We start from the raw sequence: 23,687 nt of genomic DNA on the forward strand, positions 1-23,687 counted from the left end.
GTTCATCGATCTGGAATTCGGAATGCGTCTTGCCGGAATTTCCGGCCGGCATTCTCTTTCTTGTTCGGCTCGCGGTCCCGATTCGCACCCCGTTTCAGGGCCTTGGGACGCGGTCCGTAAATATCTTTGTAATCGATTACATATTGTCCTACACTATCATGTAATCGATTACAAGAGAGTTTTACGTAGCGTTATGGCTATCCGGTTTGAACTTCCGGGAAAAGCCGCGCAAAAGAAAGCTCTCCGGTGGCTTCAGGCTCGTGCAGCCGTCGCGCCGCCACTAGAGCATGTCCCCCAAAAGTGGGCACCGGTTTTGGGATAAGGACATGCGCAATATCAAATAGATAGAGCGCGTCCGGTGATTCCGATTAAATAAGACGCGCTCTAATCGGCAAGGCTTCGGCGCATGATCAAACCCCTTCCGAGAATCCGCGATGTGGCATTGGCCGCCGGCGTATCTACGGCCACCGTCAGCCGCGCCCTGTCGCATCCCGAAAGGGTGTCGAAGGAGACGCGGGAGCGCGTCCTCGCCGCCGTCGAAAAGACCGGCTACACGATAAATTATGCCGCGCGGAACCTGCGCCGCCGCCGCACGGGCTCCATCGTCGTTCTCGTGCCCAACCTTGCCAATCCGTTCTTTTCGGCCATCCTGTCGGCGATAGCCTCCGAAATCGCGCCCGCCGGCTATAACGTGCTGATCGCCGATACCGCCCAGCCGCCGCACAGCGAGCAGCGCATTCTCGAATATCTGAACAACAACCGGGCCGACGGCCTCATCCTGCTGGACGGTGCGCTCAAGGGCGTGATCGAGCGGGGGAGGGAACTGTCGGTCGGTCTGCCGCCGCTCATCTTCGCCTGCGAATGGATTTCCGAAGACGGCTTTCCCTCGGTCAGGATCGACAATGCCGAAGGCGCGCGCCTCGCCATTCGCCATCTCGTCGACCTCGGCCACACGCGGATCGGTCATGTTGCGGGACCGCCGGAAAACGTCCTGACGGTGGAGCGTCGGCGCGGCGCGCGCGAGGCGATTGCTAAAGCCGGCCTTGAAATCCGCGAAGACTGGTTCTTCCCGGGTGACTTCACCATGGGTTCGGGTGCCGAGGCCGCGCGCGCATGGTTCTCCTTGAAGGACAGGCCGACGGCAATCTTCTGTTCCAGTGACGAGATGGCCTTCGGCTTCATATCCGAGCTTCACCGCAACGGGCTCGAAGTGCCCGATGCCGTTTCCGTCGTCGGCTTTGACGATATCGAGATTTCGAAACGCTTCGTCCCCTCGCTCACCACCATCCATCAGCCGCGCGCGCGCATCGGGCGGAAGGCGGCGCGCCTGTTGCTTGACGTTATCGATGGAGATGACGAGGACCGGCGAAGGGCGCGCACCGCCGCGCCCGAAATCCTGCCGATCGAACTCGTCGTTCGCGAAAGCACGAGCAAAGCCCGCGCCTGAATTTCCGCCACTTTGGTTAGTTACGTTCTTGCCTGGAACGTCCCTGCCGTGGAGGAACTTCGATGAACAATCGAGATCGCGATTTTTCCGGCCTCAGGGCCTGCTTCATCAACACCACCCTGAAATCGAGCGGGCAGGGCGAGAGCCATACCGAGCGGCTGATGCGCAACAGCATGGCGATCATGGAAAAAAACGCCGTCACGGTCGATTACATCCGCGCGGCGGACCATGACATCGCCTTCGGCATATATCCGGACATGCGCGAACACGGCGCGAAGGTGGATGACTGGCCGGAAAAGGTCTGGCCGAAGATTTCGGCAAGCGACATCCTCGTCATCGGCACGCCGATCTGGCTCGGCGAGGAATCTTCGATCTGCCGCGTGATCATCGAACGTCTTTACGCCCACAGCGCCGAGCGCAACGACAAGGGCCAATATGTCTATTACGGCAAGGTCGGCGGTTGCGTGGTGACGGGAAACGAGGACGGCATCAAACATTGTTCGATGACCGTGCTCTACGCGCTCCAGCACATCGGGCTGACCATCCCCCCGCAGGCCGATTGCGGCTGGATCGGCGAAGCCGGGCCCGGCCCATCCTACGGCGACGACGGCGTGGGGCTGGACAATGATTTCACGAAACGCAACACCACCTTCATGACCTGGAACCTGATGCATATGGCGGATCTGCTTCGCCGCAACGGCGGCTTTCCCGCCCATGGCAATCAGCCGGTCGCCTGGGAGAAGGGCGAGCGCTTCGATCACCCCGAACCTGGCAGCGTTTCATGACCTGATCCGCTGGTCGCGAGGGGCGGGGATAAGTTTCGTTATGGGTTTGGCCGCCTGCCTTGCCGTCCGGGTCCCGGTCGGGCGACTTGTAAAGATGCGCCAGGTGCGCGCACGGCGTTCGAGGGATTTCAGATTCACCTTTTTGGTGCTGCCTGGAATTCAGTTGGGCGGTTGGGGAATTTTCCTCGCCGCTGTTGGCAGCCGGGATCAGCCGCCCTTCGGCGCATCGCCATCCGGTTTTCCGGCGATCCCTTCCAAAGCCTTCATCAGCTCGATCGGTAGCGGAAAGACGATCGTCGAGCTTTTGTCGCCCGCGATATCATGCAGCGCGCCGAAGAAGCGCAACTGCATGGCATTCGGCTGTTTTGCAAGGATTTCACCCGCTTCTGCCAGCTTTTGCGCCGCCTGCTGCTCGCCTTCCGCATTGATGATCTTGGCGCGGCGCACCCGTTCGGCCTCCGCCTGTTTGGCGATCGCGCGGATCATGCTCTCGTCGATGTCGACATGCTTTATCTCGACGTTGGAAACCTTGATGCCCCAGTTATCCGTCTGCCGATCCAGTATTTCCTGAATATCCGCATTCAGCTTGTCGCGTTCCGCCAGCATTTCGTCCAGCTCATGCTTTCCAAGGACGGAGCGTAAGGTCGTCTGCGCCAGTTGGCTTGTCGCTGAAGTATAGTTTTCGACATTTATGATTGCGCGCTGCGGGTCGATAATTCGGTAGTATATGACCGCGTTTACTTTGACAGAGACATTGTCGCGGGAAATCACGTCCTGGCTCGGCACATCCTCCACGAACATGCGCAGGTCCGTTCGTACGACCTGCTGGACCACCGGGATGATGATCACGAACCCCGGCCCGCAAACCCTTGAGAAGCGGCCCAGCGTAAAGACGACGCCGCGCTCGTACTCTCGGAAAATGCGGATCGCCGAGGCGAAAAACATGATGACGAGGACGCCGATCAGGGCGTAGCCGATCCAGTCGAAAAGCATGGTTCAGGCTCCTTGACGTTTCGGGGATGTCGTTGCAGACGCAGCGTTATCTTGAGTGATCGGGTCGACGATCAGCGTCAGGCCGTCGAGTTTCGCGACGCGCACCGTCTCACCAGTCCTGAATTCGCGCCCTGCCCTTGCGTGCCACCGCTCGCCCTCCGCCCGGACGTGGCCTTCGCCGCCCGACCAGTCCAGGACTTCCGCGTCCATTCCCACCAGTTGCGAGACGTTGTCGACAAAACCTTTTTTCTGCGCCCTCCAGAGATAACCGATCAGCACGATGAGAACCGCTGCGGAAAGGGCGCCCATTGCGGCGATCACCCACCAGGAGACCTGATAGGCCGGAATGTCCGTATCGACGAGGATCGCCGCACCGATGACGAAAGACGTTAAGCCGCCGACGCCCAGCACGCCGAATGTGGGTGTCACGGCTTCGGCGACCATGAAGGCGATGCCAAGTCCGACAAGCGCCAGGCCCGTATAGTCGAGCGGAAGCTGGTTAAGCGCATAAAGGCCGAGAACGAGGCAGATGATGCCGATCACGCCGGGGCCGATGCTGCCGGGATTGGCGAATTCGAAGATCAGGCCGTAGATGCCGATCATCATGAGTACGAGCGCGACATTGGGGTTCGAAAGGATCGCCAGAAGACGCGTCAGTGTGCCGGGTTCGAAAACCTCTGTTGTGGCGTCGCGTGTTTTCAGCGTAACCTTTTTGCCGTTGGCCGTTACCTCACGTCCGTCAATCGCGTTGAGAAGCATCGGAATGTCTTCGGCCACAAGGTCGATGACCTTTATTTCGAGCGCTTCGGCCGCCGTCAGGCTTGCGGCCTCGCGCACGGCCTTTTCCGCCCATTCGACGTTGCGCCCGTGCATTTCCGCAAGGCTGCGGATGAGGGCGGCCGCATCGTTGACGGCCTTGGCCGATTTCGGGTCCGTGTTCTGCTTTTGCGGCTTCTCGCCGTCTTCCTCCGTTTGGTCGTCCGATCCCGGCAGTTTCGGCAATCCGCCGCCGATCTGGACCGGTGTCGCCGCGCCAAGGTTCGTTCCCGGCGCCATCGCGGCAACGCTTGTCGCGTAAAGGATGTAGGTGCCCGCACTTGCGGCATGCGCGCCGGGCGGTGCGACGAAGCCGGCGACGGGGATGTTGGAAGACAGGATTTCGGAGATGATCTCGCGCATGCTGGTCGCAAGGCCGCCGGGCGTGTCGAGCCGCAGAACGAGAACGTCCGCTTCGCGTTCTTTCGCGGTTTTTATCGCATTGGTAACGTGGCGGGTCGTGGAAGGGCCGATCGCGCCTTCTATCGCCGCGACGATGGCAAGCGGCCGCTCGCCCGTATCCTCCCGCCCCTGGCCCATGGCCGCACCGATGGCAAGCCCGGAAATCATCAGGCAGAGAGCGGACAGGCGAATGTGAAGGCCGGCGGCCATTCATCCCTCCCGGTCGGGCGCGCTGCGCGCATGCAAACCGCATTAAAATTCAATCATATCACGCTTGGGCGGCTGCGTGGACAATTGCGGTTCGGGCAGGCGGGCGCGGCCTTTGGGCGGATGAAGCGCCAAAGGGGGTGGATTCCGGTTCTTTTGCCGATTTCAGCCGGGTTTCGCGCCTTCGCATCGAGGAAGGAACGCGGGCGATCGCACTTATGGCTTGAGGTTCACAAGCATGAGCCCACGCGAAGATTGTTGCCGGCCGCATGAACGACGGGATAACCGGCGCTGCTGGCGGTCCCGATCGTCAGTCGCCTTCAGGCTTGTTCCGACGCCTTTACCGGAAGCTCGATGTCGATGCCGAGCGTCGTTACTTCCTCGTCCCGGTCCATTTCGATCTTCACGGCTTCCGGGTCTATTTCTATGTGCTTCTTGATGACCTCGAGAATGTCTTCGCGAAGCCTTGAGACGAGCATGGCGTCCGGCCCGCTTCCGGTGCGTTCGTGCGCGAGCAGGATCTGCAGGCGGTTCTTGGCGACGGAAGCGCTTTTGTCTTTCTTCGAAAAAAGGCTCAGGAGGTTCATGCGGCCCTCCCGCGGAAGAGCTTTCCGAAAATGCCCTTGCGGTCCTCCGGGATCGTCACCGGAATGTCTTCCCCGCGCAGACGCCGCACCGCTTCCATATAGGCCCTGGCCGGGGCGCTGTTTTCGTTGGCGATCGTGATTGGCGAGCCTACGTTCGAGGCCTTCAGAACATCCTTGCTCTCCGGAACGACGCCGAGCAGCGGGATCGACAGGATGTCGACCATGTCGTCGATTGCCAGCATTTCGCCCGTCTTGGCGCGTTCCGTATCGAAGCGTGTGACCAGAAGATGTTTGGGCATTCGCCCGCCGTTTTCTGCAACGATGGTCTTTGCGTCCAGAAGCCCGATGATCCGGTCGCAGTCGCGCACCGAGGAGACTTCCGGGTTGGAGACGACGATCGCCGCATCGGCGTAACGCATGGCAAGCGTCGCCCCGCGCTCGATGCCGGCCGGGCTGTCGCAGATTATCCAGTCGAAGGACATCTTGAGCTCGTTTATGACGCTCGAAACGCCTTCTTCGGTCAGCGCGTCCTTGTCGCGCGTTTGCGAGGCGGGAAGCAGGAACAAGGAGTCCAGCTTCTTGTCGCGCACCAGCGCCTGCTTGATGGAAGCCTCGCCGCGCACGACGTTGACGAGGTCGAAAACGACCCGTCGTTCCGCGCCCATTATGAGATCGAGGTTTCTGAGTCCGACGTCGAAATCGATCGCGCAAACACGCTCGCCGTCTTTCGCCAGCGCCGAGGCGATTGCCGCCGTGGAGGTTGTCTTGCCGACGCCTCCCTTGCCGGAAGTAACCACGATTACCTTGCCGTCCGTCATGGATTTTGTCCCGTCGTTGAGGTCAGGCCAATTTCTCGAAGATCAAGCTGTCCCGCTCCAGGCGAATCTGCATCGCCGCGTGCAGGTGATTTCGGTCGAAATCGTCGGCCACCTTGTACATTCCGTTGATCGCGACCAGTTCGGCGTCGAGTTTCGAGCAGAAAATCCGCGCCTGCTCGTTGCCCGAAACGCCGGCAAGCGCGCGCCCGCGCAAAGCCCCGTAAATGTGGATCGAACCGCCGGCAATGACTTCCGCGCCCGAGCCTACGGAGCCCACCACCGTCACGTCGCCGTCGGCGTTCATGATGCTCTGCCCGGAGCGTACCGGTTCGGTGATCAGCATCGATTTGCCGTTGCCGGATGTATTTTCCTCTACGGCTTCGGCCACCGCCTGCGTGCCCGCTACGGGCTCCTTGTCGCCTGCCGACGGTTTCTCACCCGCTTGAGGATCCGCGCTTTCATCGGGCCCCTCGACGTCCTTGGTCGCCTTGCCGCCGGAAATGCTTGGCGGCATCCCGTCCCTGAGCTTGTTTGACGATATGCCCTCGATGCCCATCACCTGGATCGAGCGTGCCTTCACGCCGGCAAGAACCTGCTCCAACTCGTCGATCGACATGGAACTGCCGCGCGCATCGAGAATGATCGGCCTGTTGAGGAAAAAGCCCGGCGAACGTGAAATGATGCGGTCGACTTCGTCGAACCACGCCTCGAACGGCCGTTCCGGCGTAAGCACGATCGCTATGAATGACTTTCCCTTGAACCTCATTTCCCGTCTCGCGGCACAACCGAATCAGTATTGTTTCGTTAGCTGATCCGTTTACCATCGACGTGGCGTCACATTTGGGCGGCGAAAGTCTTTTCCACCGATATCCGGCCAGGGGAATGCAAGGGAAATGGCCGTTTTTTGGCGGCGTGTCTGGGTTTCGTGACAGGAATGATGTTTGTGTGGCGATGATTGCCCGCTGTGTATCAGGCGTTAAAGCATTGTAAAATATGATAATATCTGTCTTTACATTTATAACTATACGTAATTTCATGTGTCGAGATTGCCGCAAACTTGGGAAAGTTCCTTTTCAAACATAAAATACGCCAAATTTTCTGTTGCAAAGCGCCTGCTTAACGTTCGCCTTGCGAAAAGGGGCAAGTTTATGCGCCAATTCCACTTGGTAATGATAAAGCCGTCCCACTACGATGATGATGGTTACGTCATCCAATGGTATCGATCCTACATTCCATCCAACACGCTGGCGTCCCTGCACGGTCTTGCGCAGGATTGCCGGACCCGGAAAATCCTGGGCGAAAATACCGAAATCCTGCTTTCGACCTACGATGAGACCAATGCGCGGGTCGACATCGCGCGGATCTTGCGCGAATTGCCCGATGATCGCGCCAATTCTCTCATCGCCGTGGTGGGCGTTCAGAGCAACCAGTTTCCCCGTGCTCTCGATATCGCAAGGCGTTTCAGGGGGCATGGCTGCCAGGTCGCGATCGGAGGCTTTCATACCTCCGGCACGATCTCGATGCTCAAGGACATCCAGCCTGATGTGCAGGAAGCGATCGATCTGGGCGTTTCGATCTTCGCGGGCGAAGCGGAAGACAACAGGCTCGACGAGGTGCTGCGGGACGCCTCCCGCGGAGCGTTGAAACCGATCTATAACTACATGTCCGACCTTCCGGATATGTCCGGGCAGCCGACCCCCTTGCTGCCGGCGAGGCATATCCAGAGAACGGCGGGCCACCATACTTCTTTCGACCTTGGCCGCGGGTGCCCTTTCCAGTGCTCGTTTTGCACGATCATCAACGTTCAGGGGCGCAAATCCCGCTTTCGCTCGGTGGACGACCTGGAAAAGATCATTCGGGAAAACTACGCGCAGGGCATCAACCGTTTCTTCATAACGGATGATAATTTCGCGCGAAACCGGGATTGGGAGAGCTTTTTCGACAGGCTGATATACCTGAGAAGAGTAAAAAAACTGAACATCAAGTTCACCATTCAGGTCGATACCCTTTGTCACAGAATAAAGAATTTCATCGAGAAGGCCGGAGCGGCCGGCGTTACGCGGGTATTCATCGGACTTGAGAATGTCAATCCCGATAATCTGACAGCGGCAAAGAAGAAGCAGAACCGGGTCGTTGAATATCGGGAGATGCTACAAGCCTGGAAGGCCGTCGGCGCCACGACCTATGCCGGATATATCCTGGGTTTTCCGGGCGATACCTATGAATCGATCATGCGTGATATCGAGATCGTCAAACGCGAATTGCCTCTCGATCTGCTGGAGTTTTTCTACCTGACTCCTCTTCCAGGCTCCGAGGACCACAAGACGCTGCATGAAAACGGCGCCTGGATGGACCCCGATATGAACAAATACGATCTCAATCACCGTGTTTCCCATCATCCGACGATGAGCGATGAAGATTGGGAACGTGCCTACCGGGATGCCTGGGACCGCTACTATTCGCCTGAGCACATGAAAACCGTCATGCGGCGGATGGCGGCGAACGGCAGATCGGTCAGCAACATCATGATGCTCATGCTCTTGTTCAAGGGCTCGGTGAAGATCGAGGGCGTTCACCCGCTCGAGGCCGGCTTCATTAGGCGCAAGAGCCGAAGGGACCGCAGGCCTGGGCTGCCCATAGAACCCGCCTGGCGGTTTTACCCGGCCTATGCGCTGGAAACTGTCGTCAAGCACATGAAATGGCTTCGGATTCTGTCATCCGTCTACCCCGAATACCGACGCCTGAAGCGTGACCCGAACCGTCGCGAATATTCCGACCTCGCCATTGCGCCCATTCAGGCTTCGGACCTTGAGGGCCTGGACCTCATCTCCCAAACGCGAGGTGGCGCAGCGGCACTTACGAAAATGCGAAAAGACCGGGAACGCATGGACCACGTTAAGGCCGAACGCCAAAGCGCGGTTTAGGTCAACGACCGGCCCGCTGGGCACTGAACGTCCCGGCGAGGAATCCGAAGGCGATTGCGGTAAGCAGGCCGTTGCCGGAGAGATAGCCGGAGACGTCCGGACCGGACACGCCGCAAGCGGAGCCTCCGCCGGCGAAGAGGTTTGGAAGCGGCTTGCCCGTCCGATCGAGTACGCGGGCATGATCGTCGATCTTCGCGCCGCCCTGCGTATGGAACAGGGCTCCGGTTACCCTGACTGCGTGATACGGCGGGTTGAGCCCGGGCCTGGCCGTGAAATCGCGCCCGAAGGGGTCCTTCGCGGTGCCCGCACGGTATTTTGCGATTTCCTCGAATGTCTTCTCAAGCGTCGACGCCGGCAAGCGGGTAATCGCTGCCAGCTCCGTCGGATCGGCGGCATGTCGGATCGCGCTGGCCTCGACGGCCTCCCGGTAGTCCGGGAAGTTAAGGGCGAATTCGTGGATGCGCTCGTCGTATATGTTCCAGGCGATGCCCTCCGGCTGGCGCAGGACATTTACCGCCTGCTCCGAATAGCCGCCGTTTTCGTTGGAAAAGCGCTCGCCTCGCACGTTCACCTGGATAGCGCCCTCCATCATCAGCGCCCAGGAAATCAGGATGCCGTGCGGATGCGCAAGCGAGCCGTGTCCCTGGTAGCCGGACAGATGCTTCAGTTCGCAGCCGAGAGCCTCGCCCCAATACAGCGCATCGCCCTTGTTGCCCTCATGCCCGTAATACGTAGCTCTGGCGATTTCCGGGATGTGCCTTGCGACAAGCTCGCGATTGCCGCCATAGCCGTTGCAGGCAAGGATCAGGTTCTCGCAGGCGAGGATTTCGCTGTTTCCCTTCGGGCGGGAGATTTCAACGGCGGTGATGCGGTTGTTGGCATCCGCATAAAGCCTGGAAACCCGCGCTTCTGTAACCACCGGGATGTCCGCCCGCTCGGTCGCGGCCAGCAGACGGGCAAGCAGTGCTGCCCCGGTTTTCTCCGGTACGGCATGCATGCGGTGACGCGAATGGCCGGGATAGAGGAAGTCGTCGAGGACGATCCATTCGATCCCATGCGCATCGGCAAGCCATTCCAGCGCTTCGCCGATGGTGCGGCTTGCGAGGTGGGTGAGATGCCTGTCGGATTTGCCGCCGGATTTGGCGAGGATATCGGCCTCGAACAGTTGCGAGGTGTCGTCGTCGACGCCGATGGCGCGCTGAAAGCGCGTTGAAGCCGCCGGCACGAAGCCGGAGGACATCGAGGTCGAGCCTGAAGGCGAGGCGTCGCGTTCCAGCACGAGGACATCGGCTCCGCCAGCTTTCGCGCGCAAGGCAGCGGTGAGGCCGCAGGCACCGGCACCGATGACGACGACCTGCGCCTCGGCATCGATGCGCGGCGGTGCTTCCCGCAAGACCGTGCCCGCACCCATGTCAGGCCTGCGCGATCAGCGCCGTCGCTTCGGCACAGGTCATGACCTTCGAGACGGTGCCAAGATCGCCGATCGAGCGCTCATGTGTTTCTCTGGAAAAGGCCGCGCAACCGTCGGAAAGCACGATGGTGCTGAAATCGCGGACATGGGCGTCGCGCACCGTCGAGGCGACCCCGCCATTGGTGACGATGCCGCAGAAGATCAGCGTGTCGATGCCGGCTTTCTTCAGCACCCATTCGAGCCTTGTCATGTAGAAGGCGGAATAGGCGACTTTTTCTACCGAGAGATCGGCGGGCTGCAATTCGTCGACCAGGGCGTGGCCCCAGCTTCCCGGCGCAAAATCGCCCTTGCCCAGGAACGGGCGCATTGCCTTCAGGTGCGGCGAAATGAATGGCTCGCCCCCCTTGCCCGGCACCAGGGTGAAATGCGTGGAGACGATCCAGCCGCCTTTCGATCTCAGTTCATTGGCAAGCGGCAGAACGCGGGCGGGCAGGGCCGCTATTTCCGCGCTCTTCTGGTTGCCGCGCGCATAGGCTCCGTCAGGATGCAGGAAATCGTTCTGCAGGTCGACGATGAGGAGGCCGGTGCGGGCGGGATCGATACTCAATTCAGCCATTGGCGGTGTTCCTTCGCTCGATCACCAGATTGCCGAAGGCATCGACGCGCCCCATAAGCCCCGGATCGATGAAGATTGTCGTGTCGGACTGTTCAAGGAGCGCCGGACCGGAGATTTCGGCGCCAACCTCCAGTTCGAGCCGCTCATAGACAACCGCCTCGTGCCACGTGCCGTCGCAGAAGATAGAGCGCCGGCCGATCCGGCAATCCTGCTCCGGCTTGCCGGCGGTTGGCGCGAATACGGCCATGTCGAGCTGCGGCCGGCGGCCGATCACCGCGATGCGGTAGTTCATCACGCGCATCGGAATGCCTTCGAGCAGGCGGCCATAGGCTTCCTTGTAGGCGGCCTCGAAGGCGCTCCGAATCGCCTCGCGGGTCAATCCGGACCGCGCGATGGTGACCGGCACGCTGACCGTATGGGTCTGACCGAGGTAGAGCATGTCGAACTCGTAGATCCGGTCGACGGCGGCAAAGGCGACACCGGTGCCTGCAAGCAACTTCTCGGTGTCGTCGGCGACACCTTCCATCTCGCGGCCGAGTTCGGCGGCATCGATCTGGTCGAGAAGGTGGTTGATCGTCTGCACCCGGTCGTGACGCATGTCGGCCACGACGCAGCCGAGCGCCGAAGTGACCCCCGGAAAACGCGGGACCAGAGCCGAACCCAGGCCGACTTCCTTGATCAGCGCGCCGGTGTGCAAGGCACCGCCGCCGCCGAAGGGCATGGCGGCGAATTTCGCCGGATCGTGGCCTTTTTCGATGGAGACAAGGCGGATCGCTCCGGCCATCTTGGCGTTCGCGAGCTTCAGGATCGCTTCCGCGGCGTCCTCTATCGAAAGGCCCAGTGGGTCGGCGATATGGATCTCGATCGCCCGACGCGCGTCTTCAATGACAAGACGGGCAAGTTTGCCGCCGATCGGCCGGTCGGGATTGATGCGGCCAAGCACCACGTTGGCGTCGGTCACGGTTGGCCGGTCGTTGCCGAGACCGTATGAGACCGGCCCGGGGTCCGAGCCCGCCGACTCCGGCCCGACCTGCAGGAGGCCGGATTTGTCCACCGAGGCGATGGATCCGCCGCCGGCGCCGATTGTGGTGATCTCGATCATCGGCGTGCGAACGACCATGCCGAAATCGATTGCCGTCTGGGCGGCGAGCGCCGCCGTGCCGTCCGCGACAAGCGAAACGTCGAAGGAGGTGCCGCCCATGTCGCAACTGATGATGTTGTCGAAGCCGGCGGCCCTGGCGATTTGAGTTGCCGCGATGACACCGGCCGCCGGGCCGGAGAGCGCCGTGCGCACCGGATAGCGCTTGGCCGTGTCGATGGACATGACGCCGCCGTTCGACTGCACGATCAGGATGTCCCCGGAGAAGCCCTTTTCGGCGAGACCTGTTTCGAGCCGGTCCAGATAGGACGACACCACAGGCTGCAGATAGGCGTTGAGCGTGGCGGTCGACAGGCGTTCGAATTCGCGGATCTCGGGCAGTATCTCGGTCGCTGCGGTGACATAGGCATTCGGCCAGACCGAGCGTACGGCCTCGACCGCAGTTTTCTCGTTGTCGTTGTTGGCATAGCCATTGATGAAGAACACGCAGACCGCCTCGCAGCCGGCATCGGCCAATGCCCTGGCCTGCGCCTTTACGTCTTCTTCCTTCACTGCCTGAAGGACGGAGCCGTCGGAAAGGACGCGCTCTTCGACCTCGACCCGATCCGGACGTTCGACAACCGGCGTGAAGCTGCCCTTGAGGCCCCAGGTGGTGGGCCGGTCGCGACGGCGCATTTCCAGCACGTCGCGGAAGCCTTGCGTGGTGATGATGCCGGTGCGGGCGCCATTGCGCTCCAGCAGCGCATTCGTGCCGACAGTGGTGCCGTGGACCACGGTTGAGATCAGGCCGAAGTCGGCGACATTGCGGGCGATGCCCTCGACAAAGCCTTTCGACTGGTCGCCGCGGGTCGAGGGTACCTTGGCGGTGGTCACCGTTCCATTCGCTTCATCCAGAATGAACACGTCTGTGAAGGTTCCGCCGACATCGACGCCGATGACGTAGGCAGGTTTCATCATTCCGCAGCCTCGATCGAACGCAGGTTATCGGTTTCAGCACTGTCGACCGCGCCGTCGTCGGTCAGCACGACGCCATACTCGCATCTTGCGGCTTCCGGGCTGACGAAGCCCAGGCGTACGTCACGTGCGACAAATTCCGGCTCGCGGACGAACGGGTCGCCGTAGCCGCCGCCGCCCGGGGTTTCCAGACGCAACTTCTGGCCACGGTCGATATGTATGCCGACGATTTTCGAGGCCATCGGCGGTTCGTGAAAGCCGTCGGCCTGTTCGAACCAAAAACGGTTCGCCGCCGCCTTGCGGCCGCCGACGACCCCGGCCGGGGCGAATTTGCCGCGCTCGCCGAAGAGGAACACATCCGCCCGCTTTTCCAGGAGTTCGATCTCGTAGACGGCGCCGAGCCCTCCGCGGAATTCGCCCGGGCCGCCGGAGTCCGGCCGCAGCGCCCATTGCGTGAACCGGACAGGGTATGCGGCTTCGAGGATTTCGAGCGGCGGGATGGTTGCGGTCGAGATCGGCGCATTGCCATGATTGAGGCCGTCGCCACCGGCATGCGCGCCATGGCCACCGCCGAAGAAGGAGAACATCACCCAGCGCTGGCCGTTTTCGCGGTGGCCGGCGAGCGACAGTGCGTTGATGGTGCCATAGGCGCAGGCCATGGCCTCCTTCGGGGCGATCTGCGCGACCGCCTGGAAGACCACATCGATCAGACGCAGGATCGTCTCCGTATAGCCGCCGACCGGCTTCGGCGCCTTGACCGACAGAAGCGAATCCTCGGCGATGCGGAACTCCACAGGTTCCAGCACGCCGGCGTTTGCCGGCACGTCGCCAAAAATGTGTTTCAGCGCGACGTAGCAGGCGGCAATCGCTGTCGAGCGGGAAATGTTCACCGGGCCTACGCAAGCGGGCGACGAGCGGGTGAAATCAAGCACCATGCGGTCGTTCTCGATCGTCAGATCGAGGGCGATCTTCAGCGGATCGTCAATGATGCCGTCATTGTCGAGGAAATCCTCGGCCGAGACAGTGCCCGACGGCAATTCGGCGATCCGGGCGCGCATCATCTGCGCCGCGCGCGCCTTCAGCTCGACCAGGCACTCGCCGACGGTTGCGTCGGAATATTCGTCGAGCAACGAACTCATGCGCTTCTCCCCCAACTCCAGCGCGTTGATCTGGCCGTTGAGGTCGCCATAGAGCGACATCGGCAAGCGCGAATTGGCCGACAGGATATCGACCACGTCCTGACGGAACTCGCCCCGGTCATAAAGCTTGACCGGCGGGATCAACATGCCTTCCTGGAAGCATTCGGTCGCAGCCGGATTGTAATTGCCCGGCACGTTGCCGCCGACATCGTGCCAGTGGCCGACGGAAGCCAGGTAGCAAAACACCTTGCCATCTCGGAATACAGGCTTGACCAGGCGAAAGTCCGACAGGTGCGTGCCGCCGTCGTAAGGGTCGTTGAAAATCCAGACGTCGCCTTCGTGGACCCCGCCCTGCCGGGCGGCCTTGTCGATAACCGCCTTCACGGCGAACGCCATGACGCCGACGAAGATCGGCAAGCCGGACTTGCCTTGCACCAGGGTTTCACCTGTGACGGCGTCATAGATGCCGTGGGAGGCGTCATGAGCCTCCGCGATGATCGGATTGAAGGCGGAGCGGAACAGGGTCGCATCCATCTCGTCGGCGATTTGCTCCAGCCGGCCTTTCAGGATCGCAAGCGTCACCGAATCTATTGCCATCAGTTGGCTTCCTCGTCGTATTTCCTGCCTTCTTCCAGAATGCCCGGCGTGCCGATCAGGTCATTCAGTCCGGCAAAGTCGAACATGCGGCTGCGGAAGGCCTCGTTCGAACCGTTGGCGATGAGATTGGCGTAGTAATCTCGGGCGGTCGCGGCGGTCGCGCGCACGATGCCGCCGGGAAAGATCACGAGGCTGAAGCCGAGTTCTTCGAGACCGGCGGTGTCGACTATCGGCGTTTTGCCGCCCTCGACCATGTTGGCCATCAGCGGCACGCGGTGGGCGAACCGGGCGACGATTTCGCGCATCTGCTCCAGCGAATGCGGCGCCTCGACAAAAAGGACATCGACACCGGCCTCGATATAGGCTTCGGCGCGCTCAAGCGCCGCTTCGAAGCCCTCGACCGCGATGGCGTCTGTGCGCCCTATGATCAGCGTCTCGTCGGAGGTTCGCGCATCGCATGCCGCGCGGATTTTGCCGGCCATCTCCGCCCTGGACACCAGCGATTTGCCCTCAAGGTGACCGCAGCGCTTGGGCAGTGTCTGGTCTTCCAGTTGCAGGGCGTTGGCGCCCATGCGCTCGAACACACGCACGGTTCGCTGGACGTTCAGCGCGTTGCCGAAACCGTTGTCGGCATCCACCACGATGGGCAGGCCGATCCGGTCCCGAAGGACGGCGATCGTGTCGGCGACTTCACTCATCGACACAAGCCCGATGTCCGGGCTGCCGAAGCGGGTATAGGCGATTGAGGCCCCGGACAGGTAAACGGCTTCCGCCCCGGATTGTTCTGCAATCAGGCCGGAAAGCCCATCGTAGACCCCGGGCGCAAGCAGAATGCGTTTCTCGGCCAGTCTTTGTTTCAGGCTCATTGGCCTGTCTCCCCATTCCGCTCCGCCGTGAAGCGTTTTTTCAGATGCGCAACCAGCCCGCCATCGGCGAGCATCCGCTTCAGATTGTCGGGCAGCGGTTCAAGTTTCACGATTTTCCTTTTCGCCTGCAAACGCAGTTCGCCGGCTTCGAGATCGATCTCGACGGCGTCTCCGTCGCAGATGCCGGCAATGTCTTCGGCGATCAGTGCCGGCAAGCCGAGATTGATGGCATTTCGATAGAAGATGCCGGCGAAGGAGCGTGCCACCACGGCGGCAACTCCGAGGTGCCTGAGCGCTTCGGCGGCCTGCTCCCGTGACGAGCCCATGCCGAAATTCCTGCCCGCCACCACAATGTCGCCGGGACGCACGGAAGCGGCGAAATCCGGCCGCACCGGTTCCAGGCAATGCTGGCTGAGCATCTCGATCCCGCCCTTCATGTACTGCCCCGGGGCAAGCTGGTCCGTATCGATATCGTCGCCGAACAGAAAGACGCGTCCGCTCATGCCGAATTTCCCCTGTCGCTCAGGAACTCGCGCGGATCGGCGATCCGCCCGGCGACGGCCGATGCGGCCACGGTGAGCGGCGAGGCCAGCCACACCTTGGAGGATGGTGCGCCCATGCGGCCCTTGAAGTTGCGCGCCGTCGAGGAAATACAGGTAACGTTTTCGCCGAGGCGATTGGCGCCATAGCCGGCGCAGATGCCGCAGGCGTTGGCGAGGATCTTCGCACCGGCATCCTCGAACACCTTCATGATGCCTTCGGCTGTGGCGCGGTCCTGATCCCGCCGGGAGGCCGGAGCCACCTGCAGCTCGACGCCGGAAGCGAGCCTGCGTCCGCGCAGGATCGCGGCGGCCCGCTTCAGGTCCTCGTACTTGGCTCCGGTACAGGCGCCGATATAGGCGACATCCACCCGCGTTTCCGGCACTTCCCCGACGGGGGCGGAATTGGCCGGGGAATGGGGGGCGGCCACCTGCGGTTCGAGCGCCGCCGCGTCGAAAACGTGATGGGCGAGCAGCGTCGCTTCCGGATCGGTGCGCAGGCCCTGCCACTCATCGACGCTGGGACCGATGTTGGCGCCAGTTTGCTCCAGATAAGAGGCGGTGGTGGCGTCGGGTGCGATAAGGCCGGCCTGTGCACCGAGTTCGGCGGCCATGTTGGAAAGCGTCATCCGCTCCTGCATGGACAAGGCCGCGATGGCTTCTCCGGTATATTCGACCGCCTGGTACTGTCCGCCGTCCATGCCGAGCCGGCCGCAGAGCGCGAGCATCATGTCCTTGGCGGTGACGGCGTCGGACAATCGGTTTTGCCATTCGATCAGGATGGTCTCCGGCACCTTGATCCAGATTTCGCCGGTTGCGAGTACACCTGCCATTTCCGTGGCGCCGATGCCGAACATATACGCGCCGAAGGCTCCGCCTGTCGGCGAATGGCTGTCCCCGCCGACGACGAACATGCCGGGCTTCAGGTGGCCGCGTTCGGGAAGCACCACATGGCAGATGCCCTGGCCGTCGTGGAAGGCGACCTTGCGTTCCGCGGCCCACTGGCGGGTAAGTTCGAGAATGCGTGCGCCCTCGTCCGTGTCGCCGGGAACGAAGTGGTCGGAAATCAGCACCACCTTGTCCCTGTCCCACAGGCTCACGCCCAGATCCCGAAGGATCGGCTCGATCCGGCGCGGCCCGCCGCTGTCGTGGATCATGGCGAGGTCCACCTTCGCGGTTACGACTACGCCCGGCGTCACCGTCTCGCGGCCCGCCGCCCGGGCAATGATCTTCTGTGCAAGTGTTGCCGCCATCACGCCAACCCCAGATAGGAGCGCTGCAGCTCCGGATCGTCTATCAGCACCGACGCCTGCCCGGACAGGCGGATCTCGCCGTTTTCCATGACGAATGCGCGAGAGGCTATCTCCATCGACTGCAGTACGTTCTGCTCGACCAGAAGAATGGTCAGGCCGTCGCGGTTGAGCTGCTCGATCAGCTCGAACATCTCTTCCACCAGCAAGGGCGACAGGCCGATCGACGGCTCGTCCAGGATCAGCAGCTGCGGTTCGGCCATCATGCCGCGCCCGATCGCCAGCATCTGCTGCTCGCCGCCCGAGAGCGTGCCTGCCTTCTGGGCGAAGCGCTCGCGCAGGCGCGGGAAGACGCCGAAAACGTGATCGAGATTGCGGGTCCGGTTCGCCTTGCCCCGCCGGTAGGCACCGAGTTCGAGGTTTTCACGCACCGAAAGGTTCGGGAAAATGTGGCGGCCCTCCGGCACATGGATAAGTCCGCGATCGACGATCGCCTGTTCCGACAACCCCCGTATCTCCTCGTCCTTGAAGCGGATCGTGCCGCTCCAGGCCTTGATGAGGCCGGAGACGACAGAGGCAAACGTTGTCTTGCCGACGCCGTTTGAGCCGAGCAACGCGACGATTTCGCCCGCCTGGATGTCCAGGTCGATGCCGCGCAAGACCTCGACGGAGCCGTAGCCGCTGCGCAGGCCCTTCACTTCAAGCATGTCGCACCTCCCGCCTGGCGATGCGCTCGGCCATGCCCTTGCCAAGATAGGCCTCGACCACGAGCGGGTCGCTGACCACATCGGCGGGCGCACCCTCGGCGATCAATTCGCCCTGGTTGAGCACCCAGGTGTATTCGGACAGGCTCATCACCGCCTGCATGACGTGTTCGATCAGAAGGATGGTGACGCCTTCCTCGCGTACGGCGCGGATAACCGGTATGACATCCCGGATTTCGGATGGATTTAGACCGGCAAGCACCTCGTCGAACAGTATCAGCTTGGGATCGGTCGCAAGTGCGCGTGCAACCTCCAGACGCTTTCGGCCGGCGACGGTCAGCGAAGCCGCGTCCAGGTCGAGCCGGTCTGAAAGGCCGACCCGGTGAGCGACGGCTTCCGCCTTGGCCAGGGCCTCAGCGCGCGAGCGGATGCGCAAATGCGCGCCGACGGCGATATTTTCGCGCACCGTCTGCCCGGCAAAAGGCTGGACGATCTGGAAAGTGCGGACCATGCCTCGACGGGCAATTTCCTCCGGCGCTAGCGCCGTGATGTCTTCGCCGAGGAAACACACGCTGCCGGCATCCGGCCGGTGGAAGCCGGTAATCAGGGCGAACAGCGTTGTTTTGCCGGCGCCGTTCGGGCCGATCAGCGAAGCAATCTTTCCCTCCGGAACCGTCAGGCTGACATTGTTGCAGGCCTTCACGCCGCCAAAGAATTTCCGGAGGGCGCGAATCTCAAGCATGGCTGCCTTCCGCGGCTTTCGCCCGGGTGCCGAACGGCCTTGCGCGCAGCCGGCTCGCAAGTCCGGCAAGTCCGCGCGGCATGAACAGAACCATGGCAATGAGAATAATTCCGTAGATGACCAGGCTGATGCCCGGAAATTCGCCGATGAATTCGCGCGTCAGTTCCGAGATCACATGGAGGCCGAGCGCGCCCAGAAGCGGCCCGAACAGCGTCCCGAGACCGCCGATGATCGGCACCAGCAGGCTTTCCACGGAAACAGCAGGGCCATAAGCGATGTAGGGGTCCAGATAGAGGAAATACTGGGCGTAAAAGACACCTGCCAGACCGGAAAACAGGCCCGAAAGCATGATCGCGCCCATCTTGACCCTGAATGCCTCGACGCCAAGGGCGCGGGCGGCATCCTCGTTGTCGCGCACCGCCATGAGTTGAGCGCCAAAGCGGGACTGGCCGATCCACCAGACGGTGACGAATGCGGCAAGGGTGATCAGCCAGATGACCCAGAAAAAACCCTGCTTGGTAACGAACTGGAGATTGGCCGGGCCCTGGTCCAGCGGGATCAGGATCCCGACCCCGGCGCCGGTAAACGGCACCGAGTTGGACAGGATCCGCAACACTTCGGCAAAGGCAAGCGTTACCAGCGCGAAATAGGAACCACGCAACCCGTAGCGAAAGGTGGAAAAACCGATGATCGCCGCGACAAGCACGGCCATCGCCCCGCCGGCAATTAGCCCCAGCCAGGGATTGATGCCAAGCTGAACCTGAAGAACGGCGACCGTATACGCTCCTGTCCCGAAATAGGCGGCGTGGCCGAAGGAAAACTGGCCGCCATAGCCGCCCAGGATGTTCCAGGCCTGGCCGACCAGGGCGGCATAGAGGATCATGATCACGGCGTTGAGCGTGAAATCGGAGGAAATCACGAAGGGCGCAAGGCCGATGATCGCGAAGACTAGGCCGAGCAGGGCGAGTTGGCGCATGATCCTACACCTTGTGCCCGAGCAGGCCGGTCGGCCGTGAAATAAGAACCAGGATGAAGATCAGGAAAATGCCGATCTGACCGAGGCTTTCTCCGAGGAACAGCCCACCGAGAGCCTCGACGACGCCTATGATCAGCCCGCCGATCAAGGCCCCGACGAAGGAGCCCATGCCGCCCAGGACGACGATGGTGAAGGCGATGAGGACGAAGCCGTGGCCGACCTGGGGGCTAACGTAATAACTCGGCAGGAGCAGGCATGCGGCGACGCCAAGGCAGGCGATTCCGAGTCCGAAACTCATGGCGAAGACATGCTCCGCATTGATGCCGACCAGCTTGGCGCCCTTAGGTTCCTTGGCAAGCGCGCGGATCGCCTTGCCGAGATCGGTGCGGGACATAAGCAGCCAGAGAAGGGCCGCGGTCACCAGCGCACCGGCGAAGGCAATGACCTTGGGCAGGGGCAGGAAGGCTCCCAGGAATTCGACGACCTCGAAGGAGTATGGTGTGTCGATCGCCCGGGTGTCGGATTTGAAGACGAAAAGCGACAGGTTCTCGATAACGATCGACAGGCCAAGCGTAACGAGCAGGATATTCTCGTCGCGGCCGTGGCTCGCCTTGCCGATAATACCGCGCTGCAAGGCGTAGCCGAGCGCGAACATCAGCGGAGGTACGATGAAAAGCGCGACATACGGGTCGATGCCTAACTGTACATTGAGGAAATAGACGGCATAGAGCCCGACCATCAACAATGCGCCATGGGCGAAATTGATGATGTGCAGCACGCCGTAAATAAGCGTCAATCCAAGCGCGACCAGAGCGTAGAGAGCCCCGGTCGTCAATCCGTTCAGGACGGAGGGAATGATTATGGCAAGGTCAGGCATGGTCGTTCGACTGTCCAGCGCTGTAGAGGCGCCGGGCTGATGGGTGCCCGGCGCGACCTTGATGGAACCTGGCGTGTTTCCCGTCGTTTCTACTTGACGGGGAACACCGCCTCGGCGGAGGCGAACTCCTTCGGGGCGATCACCTCAATATCGCCCTTGAGAACCTGCGTATTCACAGGCTGCGCGCCTTCATTCTGCCCATCGACCATCCGGGTCGGGCCGTAGGGCATGAACGACATGTCCATGTTCGAAGACGACAGTGCAGCGTTGACCGCTTCCTTGTCGGTCGAACCGGCGCGCTCGATCGCATCCGCCAGGCCGAGAACGGCGTTGTAGGCAAGAAACACCTCGTAGGTGTAGACGAGCCCCTTGGCTTCCGCAGCCGCCTTGCGGGCCAAGGCCACTTCCGACTTCGGATTGAACCAGTGGTTGCAATCCATGATGTTTTCGGCGGCTTCCGGGAACTCCTTGACGAACTTGTAGTTCGAGGCCGCCCCGCCAAGCACCGAATAGATGCCCATGGCCTCGATGCGCTGCTGGCGCATGGTGCGGGCAAGCAGCACATATTCGTTGTAGTAATTGGCCGGTATGATCAGGTCGGGTTTCTTCGCCTTGATCTGCAGGACGATATTGGTGAAGTCGCGCGTCGGGTTGGCGTGCTTGATAACCTCGATGACCTCGATGCCGTTTTCCGGCAGCTTCTTCGATAACAGGTCCGCTGTGCCGGTACCGAAGAGCGATTCCTCGTGAATGATCATCGCCGTTTTCGCGGGCGAGCCGGCGGCCTTGTTAATGGCGTCGAGATTGGCGACGGCGAAATCCGCGATCTTCCCGTAACCCGGTGAAAAGCGGAACGTATTCGTCAGGCCGCGGCTGACGATCTGGTCGGACACACCCACGTCGACCACATGCGGGGTGTTGGTCTTCGCCGCTTCCTGGGAGGTGGCGAGCGAAATCGACGAAGCGTATCCGGCGACGATGCCATTGATGCCGGCTTCAGCCATCTTGGCGACTTCAGCCGCGCCGATGTCGGGTTTGCCCTGACTGTCGCCGAGCACGGCTTCGAGCTTCACGCCGCCCATGGACTTGATGCCGCCCGCGGCATTGATATCTGCAATCGCCATCAGGGCGCCTTCGCGGCATTGGTTGCCTGAGAAGGCGATAAAGCCGGATACCGGGTGGATCAGGCCGATCTTGACGGATGCCGGCTGCGCCCGCAGGACGGTCGGAAGTCCCGTTATTCCCAACCCCAGAGCCGCCGTACCGGCGGTTTGCAGAAAATCGCGGCGGACAATCCCTGCCGGCTTCTTCTCGTCTGTCATTTGTTCCTCCCTTTAGAACCTCAGGTCGTCGTTTCCCGGTTTCCCATCTGGATTGTTATCCGCCGTCGGCCGGGACCGTCGGCGCCGTCGTCGCCGTCCAGCGGGGGCCACTTTCCTCACGCACCCGCCGCATGGACATTTCGAAGTGATAGAGATCGGGGCGGTACAGCACCCGAATGTATTCGACCGGCCGCTCGATGCGGTCGCGCACGACCCGGCGTACCTCGATCAGTGGAGCTCCGGCGTGGATCGACAAAGCCCGGGCAACCTCCGAGTCCGCGAGCGTTGCCGAAATCGTTTGCCGGGCCGAGCTGACGTCGATTCCTGCGCGTTCAAGTAGATGAAGCAAGGGCTTGGCGTTCAGGTCCGCGCGCTCGAACTGGCGGCCTATCTCCGCCGGCACATAGGTGACCAGATAGGACATCGGTTTCTCGTCCAGCCAGCGCACGCGCACGGCCCGCTGAACTTCCGCACCTGCTTCGAGCTCCAGCGCCTGGGCGATTTCCTCGCCCGCCGACACATAGCTGAAGTCATGCACTTGCGCCCTGGTGGACAGGCCCATGAGGGAAATGTTTTCCAGCCAACCGTCTATCGAAGAGGTTACGGCAGGCGCAGGGGGACGTTTGACCACACGTGTCCCGCGGCCACGTTCGCGCACGACGAGGCCGGCCTCCGCCAACTCGTTAAGGGCGCGTTTCGCGGTGATGCGGGAAACGCCGAATTCATTGGTGAGATCCTGCTCGCTCGGCACAAGGTCGCCTTCGGACAATTCGCCGCCGTAGATACGGTTGCGCAGGATCAGGAAGATCTGGTGATAAAGCGGCACGTGACCGGACGGATCGAGGCGACCGTGGGAGCGCCGTTCCGGCTCCTGTCCCTTGTCTATCTGCCTGAGTTTGGCGGTCACGGCTCCCTCCGACAAGTTGGTTTCATTAAATGGTATGTCATTATATCATTATGTCAATCCGATTTGATATTGAGGCAAACCATTTAACGGGGAGCGGCCATGCCAGTCATTCGAGTCACGCTGATCGAGGGATATCCGGACGAAACCCGCCGGCGACTTGCGAAAGCACTCACCGATACGGTTTGCGCCATCGTCGCCGCGCCTCTCGAGGGCATCACCGTCACAATCGAGGAGTTGAAGCCGGCCAACTATATGCGCGGCGGCCAGTCGCGCGCGCCGGGCCGGGTCCTCGCCGATCCGGAAGGTCGCGTCCGTGAATTCCTGGAGACGATGGAAGCACGCGATCTCGCGAAAGCGAAGACCTTCCTTGCGCCGGACTTCAAGATGACATTCCCCGGCGCGGTCGAATTCACGACGCTGGAGGAACTGATCGAATGGGCAAAGCCGCGCTATCGCTTCGTGCGCAAAACTTATGAGCGTTTCGATACTACGGCCGGCGACAGTGGCTCCGTCGTTTACTGCACGGGCACCCTGTCCGGTGAATGGCCCGACGGCACCCCATTTTCAGGCATACGTTTCATTGACCGTTTTGAACTCAGCGGCGATCTGATCGGCCGACAGATGGTCTGGAACGACTTGGCGGAGAGCGCAAGGAGGCAGGTTCCGCCTTCGTAAACCAGACTGAATTGGCGCCGTGAAAGGCTAAGAG

Annotated in this window: 22 protein-coding genes; 4 read left to right on the forward strand and 18 right to left on the reverse strand. The window is 61.5% G+C overall.

The features are described 5' to 3' along the window. Positions 1-406: 406 nt before the first annotated feature. Positions 407-1,447 carry a LacI family DNA-binding transcriptional regulator gene (locus tag HPQ64_RS07520; protein WP_172887745.1) on the forward strand — a complete coding sequence of 347 codons (1,041 nt, stop codon included), beginning with the start codon at positions 407-409 and terminating at the stop codon, positions 1,445-1,447. Positions 1,448-1,509: 62 nt separating this feature from the next. After that, positions 1,510-2,232: a flavodoxin family protein gene (locus tag HPQ64_RS07525; RefSeq protein ID WP_172887746.1), complete on the forward strand. Its 723-nt coding sequence runs from the start codon at positions 1,510-1,512 to the stop codon at positions 2,230-2,232. A gap of 207 nt (positions 2,233-2,439) precedes the next feature. Here HPQ64_RS07525 and HPQ64_RS07530 read toward each other — a convergent pair whose 3' ends face one another. From HPQ64_RS07530 to minC, 5 genes are all read right to left on the reverse strand, one after another. Beyond that, a complete protein-coding gene (locus HPQ64_RS07530) occupies positions 2,440-3,225 on the reverse strand; it encodes a slipin family protein (protein ID WP_172887747.1) in 786 nt (261 codons plus the stop codon). A gap of 3 nt (positions 3,226-3,228) precedes the next feature. After that, a complete protein-coding gene (locus HPQ64_RS07535; protein ID WP_172887748.1) occupies positions 3,229-4,653 on the reverse strand; it encodes an NfeD family protein in 1,425 nt (474 codons plus the stop codon). A 317-nt stretch (positions 4,654-4,970) separates the two neighbouring features. After that, positions 4,971-5,237 carry a cell division topological specificity factor MinE gene (gene minE / locus HPQ64_RS07540; protein ID WP_172887749.1) on the reverse strand — a complete coding sequence of 89 codons (267 nt, stop codon included), beginning with the start codon at positions 5,235-5,237 and terminating at the stop codon, positions 4,971-4,973. Beyond that, positions 5,234-6,055, reverse strand: a complete 822-nt coding sequence (minD, locus tag HPQ64_RS07545; RefSeq protein ID WP_172887750.1) for a septum site-determining protein MinD — start codon at positions 6,053-6,055, stop codon at positions 5,234-5,236. Before minD ends, minE begins: the two co-directional genes overlap by 4 nt. Positions 6,056-6,077: 22 nt before the next feature. After that, a complete protein-coding gene (gene minC / locus HPQ64_RS07550) occupies positions 6,078-6,821 on the reverse strand; it encodes a septum site-determining protein MinC (RefSeq protein WP_172887751.1) in 744 nt (247 codons plus the stop codon). 403 nt (positions 6,822-7,224) lie between these two features. On the opposite strand from minC, the gene HPQ64_RS07555 reads away from it, so the two are divergent. Continuing rightward, positions 7,225-8,979 (forward strand): B12-binding domain-containing radical SAM protein, encoded by a 1,755-nt coding sequence (locus HPQ64_RS07555; RefSeq protein ID WP_172887752.1) that lies wholly within the window; start codon positions 7,225-7,227, stop codon positions 8,977-8,979. Position 8,980: 1 nt separating this feature from the next. Here the strand turns inward: HPQ64_RS07555 and HPQ64_RS07560 are convergent, their stop codons facing one another. From HPQ64_RS07560 to HPQ64_RS07620, 13 genes are all read right to left on the reverse strand, one after another. Then, on the reverse strand, positions 8,981-10,390 hold the full coding sequence (locus tag HPQ64_RS07560) for an FAD-dependent oxidoreductase (protein ID WP_172887753.1): 1,410 nt from the start codon (positions 10,388-10,390) through the stop codon (positions 8,981-8,983). Position 10,391: 1 nt separating this feature from the next. Then, the gene (locus HPQ64_RS07565) at positions 10,392-11,006 is read right to left on the reverse strand and encodes a cysteine hydrolase family protein (RefSeq protein WP_172887754.1); all 615 of its coding nucleotides are present in this window, start codon (positions 11,004-11,006) and stop codon (positions 10,392-10,394) included. Further along, a complete protein-coding gene (locus HPQ64_RS07570; RefSeq protein ID WP_172887755.1) occupies positions 10,999-13,062 on the reverse strand; it encodes a hydantoinase/oxoprolinase family protein in 2,064 nt (687 codons plus the stop codon). Before HPQ64_RS07570 ends, HPQ64_RS07565 begins: the two co-directional genes overlap by 8 nt. Beyond that, positions 13,059-14,798 carry a hydantoinase B/oxoprolinase family protein gene (locus HPQ64_RS07575; RefSeq protein ID WP_210260221.1) on the reverse strand — a complete coding sequence of 580 codons (1,740 nt, stop codon included), beginning with the start codon at positions 14,796-14,798 and terminating at the stop codon, positions 13,059-13,061. The genes HPQ64_RS07570 and HPQ64_RS07575 overlap by 4 nt, the downstream gene beginning before the upstream one ends. Beyond that, positions 14,795-15,661, reverse strand: coding sequence for an isocitrate lyase/PEP mutase family protein (locus HPQ64_RS07580; RefSeq protein ID WP_172887757.1), 867 nt, complete (start codon positions 15,659-15,661; stop codon positions 14,795-14,797). Before HPQ64_RS07580 ends, HPQ64_RS07575 begins: the two co-directional genes overlap by 4 nt. Next, a complete protein-coding gene (locus tag HPQ64_RS07585; protein WP_172887758.1) occupies positions 15,658-16,164 on the reverse strand; it encodes a LeuD/DmdB family oxidoreductase small subunit in 507 nt (168 codons plus the stop codon). Before HPQ64_RS07585 ends, HPQ64_RS07580 begins: the two co-directional genes overlap by 4 nt. Then, the gene (locus HPQ64_RS07590; RefSeq protein WP_172887759.1) at positions 16,161-17,453 is read right to left on the reverse strand and encodes a 3-isopropylmalate dehydratase large subunit; all 1,293 of its coding nucleotides are present in this window, start codon (positions 17,451-17,453) and stop codon (positions 16,161-16,163) included. Before HPQ64_RS07590 ends, HPQ64_RS07585 begins: the two co-directional genes overlap by 4 nt. Beyond that, complete coding sequence (locus HPQ64_RS07595; protein WP_172887760.1) at positions 17,453-18,157, reverse strand: ABC transporter ATP-binding protein; 705 nt, start codon at positions 18,155-18,157, stop codon at positions 17,453-17,455. Before HPQ64_RS07595 ends, HPQ64_RS07590 begins: the two co-directional genes overlap by 1 nt. Continuing rightward, entirely contained in the window at positions 18,150-18,896 is a 747-nt protein-coding gene (locus tag HPQ64_RS07600; protein WP_172887761.1) for an ABC transporter ATP-binding protein, read from the reverse strand. Before HPQ64_RS07600 ends, HPQ64_RS07595 begins: the two co-directional genes overlap by 8 nt. Then, on the reverse strand, positions 18,889-19,872 hold the full coding sequence (locus HPQ64_RS07605) for a branched-chain amino acid ABC transporter permease (RefSeq protein WP_172887762.1): 984 nt from the start codon (positions 19,870-19,872) through the stop codon (positions 18,889-18,891). The genes HPQ64_RS07600 and HPQ64_RS07605 overlap by 8 nt, the downstream gene beginning before the upstream one ends. A gap of 4 nt (positions 19,873-19,876) precedes the next feature. After that, positions 19,877-20,749: a branched-chain amino acid ABC transporter permease gene (locus tag HPQ64_RS07610; protein WP_172887763.1), complete on the reverse strand. Its 873-nt coding sequence runs from the start codon at positions 20,747-20,749 to the stop codon at positions 19,877-19,879. Positions 20,750-20,838: 89 nt separating this feature from the next. Continuing rightward, positions 20,839-22,071, reverse strand: coding sequence for an ABC transporter substrate-binding protein (locus tag HPQ64_RS07615; RefSeq protein WP_172887764.1), 1,233 nt, complete (start codon positions 22,069-22,071; stop codon positions 20,839-20,841). Between the two features lie 55 nt (positions 22,072-22,126). Then, positions 22,127-22,978: a UTRA domain-containing protein gene (locus HPQ64_RS07620; protein WP_172887765.1), complete on the reverse strand. Its 852-nt coding sequence runs from the start codon at positions 22,976-22,978 to the stop codon at positions 22,127-22,129. Positions 22,979-23,077: 99 nt separating this feature from the next. On the opposite strand from HPQ64_RS07620, the gene HPQ64_RS07625 reads away from it, so the two are divergent. Further along, positions 23,078-23,653 (forward strand): tautomerase family protein, encoded by a 576-nt coding sequence (locus tag HPQ64_RS07625; protein ID WP_172887766.1) that lies wholly within the window; start codon positions 23,078-23,080, stop codon positions 23,651-23,653. Positions 23,654-23,687 lie beyond the last annotated feature (34 nt).

The organism is Hongsoonwoonella zoysiae, from assembly GCF_013266695.1.
In the GTDB taxonomy this organism is placed as follows: domain Bacteria; phylum Pseudomonadota; class Alphaproteobacteria; order Rhizobiales; family Stappiaceae; genus Hongsoonwoonella; species Hongsoonwoonella zoysiae.